This window comes from Rhizobium jaguaris, from assembly GCF_003627755.1.
Taxonomy (GTDB): domain Bacteria; phylum Pseudomonadota; class Alphaproteobacteria; order Rhizobiales; family Rhizobiaceae; genus Rhizobium; species Rhizobium jaguaris.
In genome coordinates, this window is the sequence record NZ_CP032695.1 from 1,948,831 (window position 1) to 1,963,024 (window position 14,194).

14 protein-coding genes are annotated in these 14,194 nt (G+C 60.5%); 2 read left to right on the plus strand and 12 right to left on the minus strand.

The window, feature by feature from the left end:
* The first annotated feature begins 5 nt into the window (after positions 1–5).
* Complete coding sequence (locus tag CCGE525_RS31230; RefSeq protein WP_120708070.1) at positions 6–731, plus strand: ribonuclease activity regulator RraA; 726 nt, start codon at positions 6–8, stop codon at positions 729–731.
* 96 nt (positions 732–827) lie between these two features.
* On the opposite strand, the gene CCGE525_RS31235 is transcribed toward CCGE525_RS31230, so the two are convergent.
* Genes CCGE525_RS31235 through CCGE525_RS31275 form a run of 9 tightly spaced genes read right to left on the minus strand, consistent with a single transcriptional unit; the run spans position 828 to position 10,181 of the window.
* A complete protein-coding gene (locus tag CCGE525_RS31235) occupies positions 828–2,327 on the minus strand; it encodes an ABC transporter substrate-binding protein (RefSeq protein WP_120708071.1) in 1,500 nt (499 codons plus the stop codon).
* A 14-nt stretch (positions 2,328–2,341) separates the two neighbouring features.
* Positions 2,342–3,328, minus strand: coding sequence for an ABC transporter ATP-binding protein (locus CCGE525_RS31240; RefSeq protein ID WP_120708072.1), 987 nt, complete (start codon positions 3,326–3,328; stop codon positions 2,342–2,344).
* Entirely contained in the window at positions 3,325–4,296 is a 972-nt protein-coding gene (locus tag CCGE525_RS31245) for an ABC transporter ATP-binding protein (protein WP_120708073.1), read from the minus strand. The genes CCGE525_RS31240 and CCGE525_RS31245 overlap by 4 nt, the downstream gene beginning before the upstream one ends.
* The gene (locus tag CCGE525_RS31250) at positions 4,293–5,837 is read right to left on the minus strand and encodes a gamma-glutamyltransferase family protein (RefSeq protein ID WP_120708074.1); all 1,545 of its coding nucleotides are present in this window, start codon (positions 5,835–5,837) and stop codon (positions 4,293–4,295) included. The genes CCGE525_RS31245 and CCGE525_RS31250 overlap by 4 nt, the downstream gene beginning before the upstream one ends.
* The gene (locus CCGE525_RS31255; RefSeq protein ID WP_120708075.1) at positions 5,834–6,781 is read right to left on the minus strand and encodes a polysaccharide deacetylase family protein; all 948 of its coding nucleotides are present in this window, start codon (positions 6,779–6,781) and stop codon (positions 5,834–5,836) included. The genes CCGE525_RS31250 and CCGE525_RS31255 overlap by 4 nt, the downstream gene beginning before the upstream one ends.
* Positions 6,782–6,801: 20 nt before the next feature.
* On the minus strand, positions 6,802–7,593 hold the full coding sequence (locus CCGE525_RS31260; RefSeq protein WP_120708076.1) for an SDR family NAD(P)-dependent oxidoreductase: 792 nt from the start codon (positions 7,591–7,593) through the stop codon (positions 6,802–6,804).
* A 5-nt stretch (positions 7,594–7,598) separates the two neighbouring features.
* Positions 7,599–8,459: an ABC transporter permease gene (locus CCGE525_RS31265; protein ID WP_120708077.1), complete on the minus strand. Its 861-nt coding sequence runs from the start codon at positions 8,457–8,459 to the stop codon at positions 7,599–7,601.
* On the minus strand, positions 8,456–9,385 hold the full coding sequence (locus CCGE525_RS31270; RefSeq protein ID WP_120708078.1) for an ABC transporter permease: 930 nt from the start codon (positions 9,383–9,385) through the stop codon (positions 8,456–8,458). The genes CCGE525_RS31265 and CCGE525_RS31270 overlap by 4 nt, the downstream gene beginning before the upstream one ends.
* A 46-nt stretch (positions 9,386–9,431) precedes the next feature.
* Positions 9,432–10,181, minus strand: a complete 750-nt coding sequence (locus CCGE525_RS31275) for a GntR family transcriptional regulator (protein WP_245472217.1) — start codon at positions 10,179–10,181, stop codon at positions 9,432–9,434.
* A gap of 350 nt (positions 10,182–10,531) precedes the next feature.
* On the opposite strand from CCGE525_RS31275, the gene CCGE525_RS31280 reads away from it, so the two are divergent.
* Positions 10,532–11,458, plus strand: coding sequence for a succinylglutamate desuccinylase/aspartoacylase family protein (locus CCGE525_RS31280; RefSeq protein WP_162950356.1), 927 nt, complete (start codon positions 10,532–10,534; stop codon positions 11,456–11,458).
* 35 nt (positions 11,459–11,493) lie between these two features.
* Here CCGE525_RS31280 and CCGE525_RS31285 read toward each other — a convergent pair whose 3' ends face one another.
* The 3 genes from CCGE525_RS31285 to CCGE525_RS31295 are packed head-to-tail and all read right to left on the minus strand — an operon-like array spanning position 11,494 to position 14,185.
* Complete coding sequence (locus tag CCGE525_RS31285; protein ID WP_120708081.1) at positions 11,494–12,306, minus strand: glycerophosphodiester phosphodiesterase; 813 nt, start codon at positions 12,304–12,306, stop codon at positions 11,494–11,496.
* Positions 12,307–12,346: 40 nt separating this feature from the next.
* Positions 12,347–13,234 (minus strand): ABC transporter permease, encoded by an 888-nt coding sequence (locus CCGE525_RS31290; protein WP_120708730.1) that lies wholly within the window; start codon positions 13,232–13,234, stop codon positions 12,347–12,349.
* Between the two features lie 24 nt (positions 13,235–13,258).
* Entirely contained in the window at positions 13,259–14,185 is a 927-nt protein-coding gene (locus tag CCGE525_RS31295; RefSeq protein ID WP_120708082.1) for an ABC transporter permease, read from the minus strand.
* Positions 14,186–14,194: the final 9 nt, after the last annotated feature.

Here is a 14,194-nt window from a genome sequence, read left to right on the forward strand (position 1 = left end):
ATATCATGAGCAACTACGTGCTGAGCGGCGAGACACGCAACAAGCTGATGGGCGTGGCGACGCCGACGATCGCCACCGCCCTTTTCAAGCGCGGCTTCCGCAATCAATTCATCCAGGATGTCCACCCGCTGTCGCCGAAGAAGGCGAACATGGTCGGCCAGGCCTTTACACTCCGCTACATCCCAGCGCGCGAAGACCTGAATACGCTCGATGTCTTCCGCAACCCGGAGCATCCGCAGCGCGCTGCTGTCGAAGCGTGCCCGCCCGGCGCTGTTCTGGTCATGGATAGCCGCAAGGATGCACGCGCGGCTTCGGCCGGCTCGATCCTGATATCGCGGCTGCAGGTGCGTGGTGTCGCCGGCGTTGTGACGGATGGCGGCTTCCGCGACAGCCCGGAAATCGCCAATCTCGATATCCCCGCCTATCATCACCGCCCGTCAGCGCCGACGAATCTGACGCTGCATCAGGCAATCGAAATAAATGGACCGATCGGCTGCGGCGATGTAGCGGTCTTCCCCGGCGACGTTCTCGTCGGCGACAATGAGGGTGTTATCGTCATCCCTGCTCACCTCGCCGACGAGATTGCCGAAGAGACTGTAGAAATGACCGCTTACGAGGATTTCGTCACCGAGGAAGTCTTGAACGGCGCGACCATCATCGGACTCTACCCGGCAACCAGCGACGCACCAAAAGCCAAGTTCGCCGAGTGGCGGAAACAGAAAGGCCGCTGATCGGTGTTTTCAACCCGGCCGGCACGCCAAATCAAAATCCCGTCGCCAGTCATGGCGGCGGGATATTTTCTCGAGAAATGATTGAATAAGAACGACTTATCCTGCCCAACTCATCCGATTGAGGAAGAAGCTTTCATTGGGCGTCGGCTGGAAATTCAGCGCCTTGGCCGCGCCGTAGATCGCGTCCATTTGGTAAAGCGGCACCGTGGGCACTTGGTCTACGACGAACTGGCCGATCTTTTCATAATCCGCCAACCGCTTCTGTTCGTCCAACGAAGAGCCTGCCTCGTCCAACAGGGCGTCGATTTCGGGTTTCTCGACAATCGTCCAAGTGCTTCCTGAGTGGAACAGGTAATTCAAGACGCCATCGGCATCCTGGCAGGCGCAGGAATTGGTGCTGATCGCCAAGGCCGGAGCGTTGGTCGGGCCTTTCTGGACGAGCTGCAGGAAAGTCGGCGTGTCGACCTGCGAGATCTCGACGTCGAAACCGACCTCCTGCAGTTCCTGCAGGATTGCTTCGGCGACGCGTTGGTCGAAGAAGGCGCCAATGGTCAGCTGAAACTTCGCCGGCTTGCCGGCGCTGGAGATCAGGGCCTTCGCCCTATCCGGATCATAGGGTAGCCCGGTAATCTTGTCGCTCCACCCGAAATGCGCTGGCGTCATCATCTGACTGACAGGCTTGTCGAAGCCACCGAGGATGCCCCGTGTGATTCCCTCTTTGTCGATGGCATAGGCGAGCGCCTGGCGCAGCTCCAGTTTGTCGAAAGGAGGCTTGTTCGGATTGATGCGGATAAAGGCCATTCTTTCCGTCAATACCGGCACGGCCTTGACGGTCTGCGAGCCATCCAACTGCGCCGCTTGATCTGAGGACAGGGCGCGGGCGAAATCGCTAACGCCTGCCTGCAGATCCGCAAGCCGAGTCGAAGCATCCGGTACGGCGCGGAATACGGCCTGCTCGAACGGACCTTTGTTACCCCAGTAACCATCATAACGGACAAGCGTGACGGAAACGCCGCGATCCCATTTGACGAACTTATAGGGACCGCTGCCGACCGGCGCGAGATTGAACGCCTGGTTGCCGACATTCTGCACCACATGCTCGGGAACGATGGACAGTTTGGTCAACTGCGCCAGCAGAGCTGGATATGGCGTCTGCAACGTCAAAGTGACTTCATGATCGCCGGAAACCTCGGCCTTAGCGATCTTGGCGAACTGGCTGAGCTGCGGGCTTGCCAGCTTCGGATCGATGATGCGATTGACGCTGAAGGCAACGTCTTCGGCCGTCAGCGGCGTGCCATCGTGAAAAGTGACGTCGCCGCGCAGGGTGAAGGCGATCTTTGTGTCCGACAGGTTCTTCCATGAGGTGGCGATCTCCGGAACGATCTTGCCGCTATTGTCGCGTGTGACGAGGTTGTCGAAAATATTGCGATAGACGAAATAACTGTCCGGGTTCCATTGAAGCTGCGGATCGAGTGTCGACGGCTCGTTGACGAGATCCACGACGATCTGCTGCTTTTCGGCAGCCTGGGTCATCACGGCGAATGGGAAAAGGGCCAACCCAAGAACGGCCGTGAAAACAATAACCTTGCGTAGCATCGTGATCTACTCCTTTAGGATTTTGGCGCTCTCACGTGGCATGCAGCGGAATGGCCGCCCTGCTGGAGGGCCTCAAGCTCGGGAGAGATCGTTCGGCAGACAGGTACGGCGATGGGGCATCGGGTCGAAAAGCGGCAGCCCGCCGGCGGATTGGCAGGGCTCGGCAGATCGCCTTGCAGGATGATGCGCTGCCGGTGGCGCTGCGCTCTCGGATCAGGCAGCGGTACAGCGCTGAGCAACGCTTCGGTATAAGGATGAACCGGGTTCGCAAAAACCTCCGCCGTCGATCCGGTCTCGGCGATCCGGCCGAGGTACATCACGGCGACGCGATCGGCAAAGTGGCGTACGACTGAAAGGTCGTGCGAAATGAACAGATAAGAAAGGCCGAGGCGCTGCTGCAATTCAAGCAGCAGGTTCAAGATCTGTGAGCGTATCGATACGTCGAGCGCAGAAACCGGTTCGTCGAGGATGAGGAGCTTGGGCTGCAGCGCGATGGCGCGGGCAATGACGATACGTTGCCGCTGACCGCCGGAAAAGGCGTTGGGCTTACGATCGGCATGGCTTGGATTGAGCCCCACAAGCTCCAGCAATTCCGCAACACGTCGCCGGCGTTCTTCCCGCGTGCCGGCACCGTGGACGATCAGAGGCTCGGCAATGCTTTCACCGATGGTAAGCTTGGGATTGAGCGCCGAAACCGGGTCCTGGAATACGATCTGGATATCCCTGGAAAGATCGGCGCGGCGCACCGAGGCGTCGCTGGTGACATCTTCCCCATTGAAGACGATCCTGCCCGACGTCGCTGGCTGCATTCCGAGGATCGTGGCGCCGAGCGTCGACTTGCCGCAACCGGATTCACCGACCAGCGCCAGGCTTTCGCCGGCCGCAATATCGAGATCGACGCCATCGACCGCCTTTAGCCAACCGACCGGCCGGCCGAGAAAACCGCCGCGGACCGGGAAATGCACGTGAAGATCGTGTACGGAAAGGAGCGGCGCGGTCATGCGAGCCTCCCAGTCAGGTCCTGATGCCAACAGGCGGCCCGGCGGTCGATGCCGGCGGCCGCAAGCGCCGGCGTTTGCCGGCACTGCTCATCAGCCAACGGGCAGCGCGTCGAAAACCGGCATCCCTCCGGCCAGGCGCCGATATCCGGCACCGCGCCGCTGATGGTCGGCAACAGGGTCTTGGCCTCGCCGTCGAGCCTTGGAATGGTCGATAGCAGCATGCGCGTATAGGGGTGTCTTTGCTCGTCGAAGATTGCATCGACGGACGCCTCTTCGACGATCCGGCCGGCATACATCACCGCTACACGGTCGGCGATATCGGCAACGACGCCCATATCATGGGTAATCAACAGGATCGCCGTGCCGGTTTCGGCGCGCAATCGCTTCATCAGTTCCAGGATCTGCGCCTGGATCGTCACATCGAGCGCGGTCGTCGGCTCATCGGCAATCAGGAGGCGCGGCCGAGTGATCAACGCCATGGCGATCATTGCCCTCTGGCACATGCCACCCGACAATTCGAAGGGAAACTGATGGAACCGCATCGCCGGCTCAGGGATGCCAACTTCACCGAGCATAGCAATCGCCTGCCGCTGCGCCTCTTTGCTCCCAAGCGCACGGTGGACGACTAGGCTTTCAGCAATCTGCTTGCCGATCGGCATCAGCGGATTGAGCGAGGCGACAGGCTCCTGAAAGATCATCGCCATCTCGTCGCCGCGCAGGCGCTTCATGGCGGCACTGTCGAGTTCGGTCAACTCTTTGCCGTTCAGCCGGATCGAACCCTTTTTTCGTGCTGCGACGCGCGGCAACAGGCCCATGACCGAAAAAGCCGTCATCGACTTTCCGCAGCCGGATTCACCGACCAGCGTGACGATTTCGCCCGCACGGACCGAGAAGCCGACACCATCGACGACAGGCCTGCCGCCAATTGAGATATGCAGGTCTTCCACGGTCAGAACCGGCGTCGTCATCTCGGGTTTGCCTCCCGAACGGCGGCCCATGGATTCTTTGGGTGGACCATCCCGATGTTGACGCCATCCCGGCGCAGGACTGCCGAGGGCACGGCGAAATTGACGGGATAGAGCGTGTCTTCGATGATATCGACCTTGAATTCGGACGCGACCGCAGCAGCAACATCGGAGGCCGCGGCACGGTTGATGCGGATGGTCGTGCCGCTGGCGTCGATACGCGGGCTGAGTAGCGCCTCCTGTAATGACAAGCCGTAAGCCGCCACATAGGTGAGGATCTGCGTCACCGCCGGAACGATCTGCCGGCCGCCGGCAGCGCCGAGCGCCAATTCCGGCACGCCGTCGCGGGTCGCAACGATGGGACACATATTGGCAAGCGGCCTGCTCGCCGGCGCGATCGAATTGGGCTGGCCCGGGCGCGGATCGAACCACATCATGCCATTGTTGAGAGCAAAGCCCGTCTCCGGCACCACCACCTTCGAGCCGAAGCGCGACAGGAGCGTGTTCGTCAGTGCGACCATGGTGCCATCGCCGTCGACGACGCTGATATGGCTGGTGCAGCTCTCGCCTGCGGCATGGCCGAGATGCTTGAGGCGGTATTCGCTGGCACCGCGTATCGCACGGGCAAAGGCCAATGCCGCAGCCCCACCAAAGGGATCGTCCTTCGGCAGGCTCGCCTCCAGTTTTGCCAATGCCGCGCAGAGCGTCGGGCCACCCGACAGGCCAGGGACCGCATGGACGATCAGGCCCCTAAAATCCTGCGTTAACGGCGCAAGCCAGCGCGGAGCATAGCCGGAAAAATCCTCTCTCGAAAGCACCGAACCGCCGCCGGCTAGGCCTGCGACCAGCAGCTCGGCGATCTCGCCCTCGTAAAAATCGCGTGGGCCGGCCGCGGCCAATTTTTCCAGCATCCTTGCCTTTGCCTTCATCAGCAGAAAGGCTTTTCGCCCGCCCTCCGGCACGCGCGGTGCGCGGCCATTGTGCAAGAACAAGTCCGATGCCGCGGGGAACTGCGCCAAATTGGCGCCGTCGATCGCCAACGCCAGCGCGGCATACCAATCGAGCTGCAAGCCGCGATGCGCCTGCTCGATGGCAGGGGCCAGGGCATCAGCCCAGGAGATGGTGCCATAACGCGAAAGGGCTTCCGCAAAGCCGGCTACCGCTCCCGGCACGCAGATCGATCCATAGCCGATCAGATTGCGGTCACCCTCGACCGACGGCCAATCGAACCAGTCGCCGTCGCGGCCCGGGACGAGCGGATAATCGGCAGGATTAAGCGCTGCCGGCGAGATGACGTTGAAATCGAGAACGTCGACTGCACCGCTGCCGCCCTCGGCTCGAACCATGAAACCGCCGCCGCCAATGCCGGATAGCCACGGCTCGACGACACTCAAGACCAGCGCGGTGGTTACAGCCGCGTCGACGGCATTCCCGCCTGCCGAAAGCACGGCTGCCCCTGCCTCTGCCGCAAGCCAATTCTGGCAGGCGACCATGCCGTGTTTGCTGCGCACCTCGCGCTTACCGATCTGCCAGGTCTCGTTCATTTGCGCAGTCCAGATTGATGGGGGCCCGATCGAGAGCCGAACCGCGAAGCGCCAATTGCGGCGGGAATGGCAGGCTCGACCGCGAAGCGCCCCTTATTACCCGACGCTACGTGGTGACAGGCAATGTCTGCTGCGGTGGCGACCCAGCTCGATGGCTCGGCGGTGATCGTGTCGAGCAGCTTTTCGAGCATGGCGATTCGCTGTGCCCGGCCAGATATCCAGTCGTGAATGGTCAGCGTGAACAGCCCGCCGAAGCGATGCAGCGTGCGCCATTCCGTCAGCCAATCGTCCAGCACTTGCGAGCCGGGATAGGGAGCCCAACGTTCATTGCCGCTATTCTCGAACTTGAAGAAGATCGCGTCATCGATTGCCCATTGCACAGGAATTTCGACCGCCCCGTCAATTTCGTAGGGATGATCGAAGCCCATGAGAGACGAATCGTAAGCAAGGCCGTTGCGGCGGATTTCTGCCAGCATATGCGGTGTCAGTTCCCAGGCCGGCGAGCGGAAACCCACCGGCTTTTGCCCGGTCTGCGCCACGAAGAGCGCCAGGCTGGCGTCAAGAGCAGCGCTGAATTCCTCATCACCGATATCGCCGACGAGCTCGTGGAAATATCCGTGCAACCCGATCTCATGGCCTGCCTCGATCAGCGCCGGCAGGAGGTCTGGATTGGATTCGGCAATGACAGCAGGCACATAGAAGCTTGCTTTCACGTTATAGCGAGCAAAGAGATCGAGGATGCGCGTTATGCCCGTGCGAAGGCCGAAGCGGCGGATTTCCAATCGCGACAAGCGATTGGACGCGCCGTCGCGCTGCTCCCAGAGAAAGGGAGCGGTCGCATCGACGTCGACGCTCAAGAGCACAGCGCTTTTCTTGCCGACTGGCCATTCATAGGCGGGGAAAGATGAAAAGCCGCCGCGACGCTCAACCGCACCCTGGGTCATAATGCTTTCCTTTCAGGAGCTTACAGCGGCTTCTTCTTAGCTTGATAGACGGCGAGCGAGCCGATGGAATTGCCGCCATCGGCGGCCAGCGTGGCGCCGGTGATATAGGCGGCGGCATCCGAGGCAAGGAAGAGGACGGCGTTCGCCGCGTCGGTCGGCTGCGAGGGACGGCCAAGCGGAATATTGCCGCGCACATTGTCGATGTGCTCCTGAGTCAGGTGACTGACCTCACTGCCGGGCGCGAAGCCCGGTTCGACGATGTTGACCCGGATACCGAATTCAGCAAGCTCAAGGGCAAGACCCTTGTTCAACCGGTCAAGCGCCGTCTTGGAAACGCAGTAAGGCACGACGCTGCGCCGCATCTTGCGCGATGCGCCGGAAGAGATGTTGACGATCGAACCCTTGACGCCCTGATCGATCATCTGGCGCGCAACACCCTGCGACAGCAGGAAAGGGGCGCGCAGATTGATGCCGAAAATCTTATCCCAATCATCCGCATTGATATCGAGGAGGAAGCCGGACGGATAGATACCGGCATTGTTGACCAGAACGTCGGCCGCGCCCCAGTTTTCGGCGATGTAGGCGAGCAGCGCCTTGATGTCGGCATCCGAGGTCAGGTCTGCCGCAAATTGCAGATGTGCGCCGCCGCCGAGATTTTCGGTGGCGATAGCAAGCCTATCCGGATCCCTGTCAGTCAGCAGGACGCGCGCGCCGGCATTTGCGAAGGCCTGCGCGATCCAACCGCCGAAAATGCCCGCCGCACCGGTGACGACAACGCGCTTACCTTTGAAGTCTTCTGAAAAATCAACCATGGGATTCAATTACTCCGTGGGTCGAGGCGATCACGTAAGTGGTCGCCGATGAAATTGACGGACAGGACGAGAAGAAAGAGTGCAAGGCCGGGCATGACCGAGAGCCACCATGCGGTCGCAACGTAGTTGCGCCCTGTCGAAAGCATCGCGCCCCAGCTCGCCGTCGGCGGCTGCACGCCGAGGCCGAGGAAAGAAAGGCCCGCTTCGAACAGCACCATCAGCCCGAATTCAAGCGTAGCGACGACGATGAGTGCGCCGGCGATGTTGGGCAGCACGTGTCGCCACAGCACACGAAACCACCCCGCCCCCATGAACCGGGCCAGACGCAGATAGGGCATATTGGCGACCGTCAGTGTCTGACCATAGGCAACGCGCGCATAGCGCGGCCAACGGGTCAGCGCCAGAACCAGGACGACGTTCAGAAGGCCCGGCCCAAGCACGGCAACCGTGATGATCGCCAGCAAAATGGCGGGTACCGAGAGAACGATATCGACCAGGCGCATGATGAATGTCTCGGTCCAGCCACGATAGAAGGCCGCAAGCATGCCGATGACGCATCCCGAAATGCCCGAGAGCAGCACCGAAGCAACCGCAACGAACAGCGAGACCCGAGCGCCGTAGATCAGCCGGCTCAGCGTGTCGCGGCCCAGTTCATCCGAACCGAAGACGTAGAGCGTGTTACGCACCACCGTGCCAGGCGGCTTCAACCGGCCGAGGAGGTTTTGCACATTCGGGTCATGCGGCGCGATCAACGGAGCGAAGATCACCATCAGTACGATCAGGATCAGGATGACGACCGAGACGACAACGCCGGCCGGCATGCCGCGCACCAGCCTTGCCGATCCGGCGGGAGACACCACACTCATGCCGGCCTCCCGGAAAGACGAATGCGCGGATCGATGACGCTGTAGAGAATATCGGCCAGGAGATTGAGCAGAATGGCGGCGGCCGCGCCGATCAGCACCACACCTTGAACGATCGGAAAATCCCGCGCGCTGATCGCCTGTATTGTCAATTGGCCAAGGCCGGGCCACGCGAACACGGTCTCGATGATGATCGCGCCGGTCAGCAGATTGGCGATCTCGAGCGCCGATATCGTCACCAGCGGCACCGCAGCATTACGCAACAAATGGCGCACGACAATGCGCGTCATCGACAAGCCCTTTGCATGGCCGGTGCGCACATAATCCTTCTCCAGCTCATCCAGAACGGAGGTGCGGGCAACACGGGCAAAGGTCGCCATCGACAGAAACCCGAGCGCGAAGGCCGGCATCAACAGGCTTGTTACGCCGCTTGCGCCAGAGGTCGGCAGCCACCGCAACGCGACGCCGAATAGCATGATGAGAAGAATGGAGGTCCAGAAGGTCGGCATCGACTGACCGATCAGCACGAAGCTCATCAGCCAGCGCGATTCCCAAGAATGGCGGCGCACCGCGATGAGAATGCCGATCGGCACGCCCAGACCAAGCGCAACCACCAACGCTCCTGCCGCCAGCGACAATGTATAGGGCACACGGCTGCCGATGATATCCAGCACCGGAAGATTCTGGACATAGGATTGGCCGAGATCGAACCGCAGCAGACCCGCCAGAAAATGCAGATATTGCAAATAAAGCGGCTGATCGAAACCTAGCGCCGCCCGCATGGTGTCGATATCGGCCTCGCTCGCGTCCGGCGGCACGAGCAGCAACACAGGATCGCCGGTCAGACGCTGCAGGAAAAAGACGAGCGTCACTACACCGAACAGAGCGATCACGGCCTGCAACAGACGCTTTGCGATGAATGCAGGCACGTTTTACTCCCGTCGGTTGGAGACTATGGGAAACCGGAGAGGCGACCTAACTCGTCCGCTTCGGATTGACCTCGTTTTTGGATAAAACTGTTGCGGGGAACTCCGCGTCCCTCAAATTTGCGTCCACCGGCGCCCTCGACTTCTTTGAGGCAGCCTCGATGGCCGCAACGTCCGATTCCAGAAACCGAACTTGGGCGAACCGCGCGAAGGCTTCGCAGACCTCCGCCAGAAATTCGCGTGCAGCCTCCGTCCGGCCTACCCGCTTGGCTTCGACAAATGCGCTCCAATCGACGAGCGGGAACTTCTGCGTGCCGCTCACCTCGAGGAACCCGATATATCGATCCGATTTATCCCAGAGATTTTCGAGCCAGCCGGCGATCAGCGGCGCCTTGAGATGCATTGCCAGGAGGTGCTTCAATTGCCGTTCGTAACGGCGCGCCAGGACCATCTGTTCATCCAGACCTGTTGCCTGCGCGGCCGTCAAAGCCGCGTGCATATCGCATAGCGTCTCCACGCGCATGAACTCTTCCGGCGGAAGTTCGACATCGGCTAGCAGCGGCTCCAATTGACGGCGACCGAGGATCGCTTCGCGCAAGCCGATGGCCGTTATCGGCGTCACCTTCCAACCGCTGCGTGGTTGCGAGGCTACAAAGCCGGAATGGGCCATCCGGACAAGCGCCGCGCGAACAATGCCGCGGCCCAGCCCATAGTCCCGGCAAATCTCGATCTCGGACAACCGCTCACCAGGGGCAAGCGCGCCGGAGATGATGGCATGCCTCAGCTTATTCTCGGCCATCGAAACCGAGTCAGGCGTGCCGGTTAGCAAGAAAGGGCTTTGAACATCGAACATAAAGTGCAAACTAACATCTCAGTTTTGTTAACTGAAGTGTTAGATTTACGCAGACAAGCCGTATTCCGAACTTTTTTATCGCGATCGACATCTCTCAAAGAAAAAATGATTGGGATGCGCTGCAGAAGGGCAATGGGGCCCAATCCCTGGCTGATCCGGCTGCTCGCCGTAATCAGATGCTTGCGCGTCGCCAGCTCGACCACTTGCTGGTGGCGGACTTTGATCGACGAGATGACATCGCTATGCTTTTCTCGATAAACCTTAGTCGGCAACTTTTCCAGAAAGGGTGTTCATTCATGAATAGCTTACCAGCCTTCAAGACCGGACAACGGCGGACCGAATTCGGCCATGTCAAACCCATCGAGGATCTCGAAATCCCGTTCGCCATCATCGAAGGCTCAGAGGGCGGCCCGACCCTGCTGATCACCGCGGGCGTGCATGCCTCCGAATTCTGCTCGATCGAAGCCGCGGTTCGGCTCATGCAGACGAAGGCGGAACAGATCAAGGGCACGCTCGTCATTCTGCCGATCCTCAACATCGAAGGCTTCAGCAAACGCAGCATCTACATCATGCCGCAGGACGGAAAGAACCTGAACCGCATGTTTCCGGGCAATATCGAGGGAACGACAGGCGCACGGCTGGCGAACTGGCTCATGACGAGCGTCTATCCTCAGGTCGATGCCTACATGGATCTGCATGGTGGGGATCTTGACGAGAGCCTGGCGCCGTTCACGATCTTTCCGGCCGGCTGCGAAAAATCCAAAGCGCTGGCCGAGGCTTTCGGCCTGCCGATCGCTGTCGCCTCCAGCCGGCCCGGCAACAGCGTCAATGGCGCCAGGCAAGTCGGCATCCCCAGCATCCTGCCGGAAATCGGCGGCAACGGCCTATGGAACGAGGATACAGTCGGCCTGATGGTCGCGGGCATTCACCGCGTCATGCAGCATCTCGGCATGATCGTCGACGCGCCCAAGCCCCCCAAGCAGGAACCGATGAACGTCTTCACCATGTGGGTTCCGACTGCACCGGTTACCGGCTTGTGGTATGCGAAGAAGGAGCTTTCCGAGACTGTCGCCAAGGGTGACATCCTCGGCGAAATCCGCAATGTTTTCGGCGAGGTTCTCGCAACCGTCATCTCCGAGAACGACGGTTTCATCCTCTACCGAATGTCGAGCCTGTCGGTCAATCAGGGCGAAGCGCTGCTGGGCGTCGGGGTGGCGGCCTGAGCTGGCATCGCGTCGCAGAAGGCGGGTCAGGATCTTTAGTCTTCGATCTCCGCGGCGGTTTTCGCCAACATGCAGAGAAAATCGACATCGTCGCCGATCAGCGCGTCGATAAGCCCATCCTGGATGCAGCGGCGGATCATCGGCAGCTTGTCACGCCCGCTTTGCCAGAATACCGCAAGCTTTTCCGGAAGTGGCAGGCTCAGACGCACCGCGATCCCCCCTTCCCGTAAAGCCTCTGCGTCGGCGCGATGAAAATGGTTGAGCTCAAGCGACACGCCGTCGATATTTCCCGAACGCATCGTCTCGATCAGGCCGAGCGGGCGGTGATAGACAATCGCTTCAGTCTGCAGGCGCGGCTCGATCTGTTTGACACGCTGTAGATCGTGATGATCGAAGGACGAAATGGCGACGTGATCGAAGGCATTGGCTTCCCTGATCAAATCGACCATCACATCGGTCATTCGATTGGCACGCTCCCTTTCCTTCATTTCCACTGCAAGACGCGTGTCGGTTTGCTTGGCCCAGGCGACCACTTCGGCGAATGTCGGAACGCGTGTTCCGGCAAAACGCGGATCGAATTTCGCGCCCGCGTCAAGGGTCAGGATATTGTCTAGATCATGGTCGGCAACCAGTCCCCAGCCATTGGTGGTGCGGGCCAGCGTCAGATCGTGTATGACGACGATCTGATCGTCGCGCGTCAGTACAAGGTCGATCTCACATTCATTGGCGCCGGCATCCACGCCCTTCTGATAGGCGAGAATTGTATTTTCCGGAAAGTGCCGGCTGAAGCCGCGATGGGCGGCGATGCGGAGCGATCCTTGACGGGCGGCATGAAGGGGCAAAGGCACGGGAATTTCTCCTTGGGTTATGAGAAGGCTTTTTCGAAGCTCAGTGCAGCGTCGGATCGAAGGCGTCGCGCAGGTAGTCGCCGATCAGGCTGATCGAAAGAGACAGCAGGAAGATCGCGATCCCCGGCAATGTCGATATCCACCACTCGGTCATCACGTAGTCGCGACCGGCGCCGACCATGCTGCCGAGGCTGACCATGGGCGGTTGGATGCCAAGGCCGAGGAAACTCAGCGCCGATTCCTGCATCAGGATGTCGGGCAGAACGACAGTCAAATTGACGAAAACCACCGAGAGAATGTTCGGCAGCACGTGCATGACCGCGATGCGTGCCGTGCTCGCGCCATTGCGTTTCAGCGCCGCGACATAGCCTCGTTCCAGCTCCAGGCCGGTCATGGTGCGGACGAGCCGTGCATAGCGCTCCCAGCCATAGAGGCCGAGCAGCGCCATGAAGAGCCAGAGATTGTCACCAAAGAAGGCGAGCACCGCGAGCGCGATGATGAGGAACGGCATCGAGGCCTGGAAATCCACTGCAACGCGGATCAGCATATCGGCAAACCCACGACGAAACGCTGCGAGGAGGCCGAGCGTCGTACCAAGCACCAGGCTGATTGCCGAGGCGCCAAGCGCGATCAAAAGGCTGGTGCGAACGCCGTAAAAGACGCGGCTCAGAATATCGCGCCCGAGTTCGTCCGTGCCGAGAACATGCTTGAGAGTACCTCCGAACAGCAACGGCGGAGCCTTTCGGGCATGAAGATCAATCTGCGCAAAACCATAAGGCGCAAGCACATTGGCGAAGACCGCAAGCACGATGAAAGTGACGAGAACGACCAGGCAAATCGAGGTAGTCAGGTCCAGCCGCGCGCTGCGCGGCAATCTATCGGCTTTCGTCTCGGTCAGGCCATCGATGCCGGTCGCTGCATTCGCCATGGTCATCCCTTTCGAAAACGTGGATCAGGCCGCCGTCCGATGCCGCAGGCGCGGATCGGCGAGAATATAGAGAAAGTCGATCAGCAGGTTGGCGCTCACCATGGTGGCGGTGATGAGGATGACGATGGTCTGCACGATGTTGAGGTCGCGCTGCGCCACCGATGAAACCAGAAAGCGGCCGACGCCCGGCCAGGCATAAACCGTCTCGACGATCGCCGCGCCGCCGATCATCCCGCCGACCAGGAAGCCGAGCATGGTCAGGAGCGGCAGGGCGGCGTTGGGCATAACATGCTGCAGCAACACGGCCCGCTCGCCGATCCGCTTGGCGCGCGCTGCCAGGATATATCGCTGTCCCAATACCTCCAGCACGCTGGAGCGCACGAAGCGGGCGATGATACCGGCATTGGCAAGGCCTATGACCAGAACTGGCATGACGAGATGGGCCGGTGTCGATCCGCCGCCGCTCGGCAGCAGACGCAGCGACACGGCAAAGAGCTGGATCAGCAGAATGGCGATCAGGAAATTCGGCAGCGAATGTGTCAGGACCGCCAACCCCATGACGAGGCGGTCGATCAGACTGCCGCGGTTCTGCGCAGCCAGGATACCGAGCGGTACGCCGGCGCCGAATGCCACCACCAGGGCAGCACCCATCAGTTCGAGCGTTGCGGGAACCTTCGAAAGAACCAGCACCAGCGCGTTCTGGCCATTCTGCAGCGACGTGCCGAAGTCACCACGCAGAAGGTGGCCGAGATAGGAAAAATACTGGACGTAGAGCGGCTGATCGAGGCCCCATTGCTGACGCATCAGCGCCACCACCTCGGGCGGCGTCTCGATGGGCAGCAGCGAATGAAGGGGATCGCCGCTGACGCGCAGGATGATGAAGGTAAAGGTAATGGCGAGGAAAAGCGTGACGACAGCCCTGAGAAAGGCCCGCATGACGGCCTGGAACATGGCGGATCT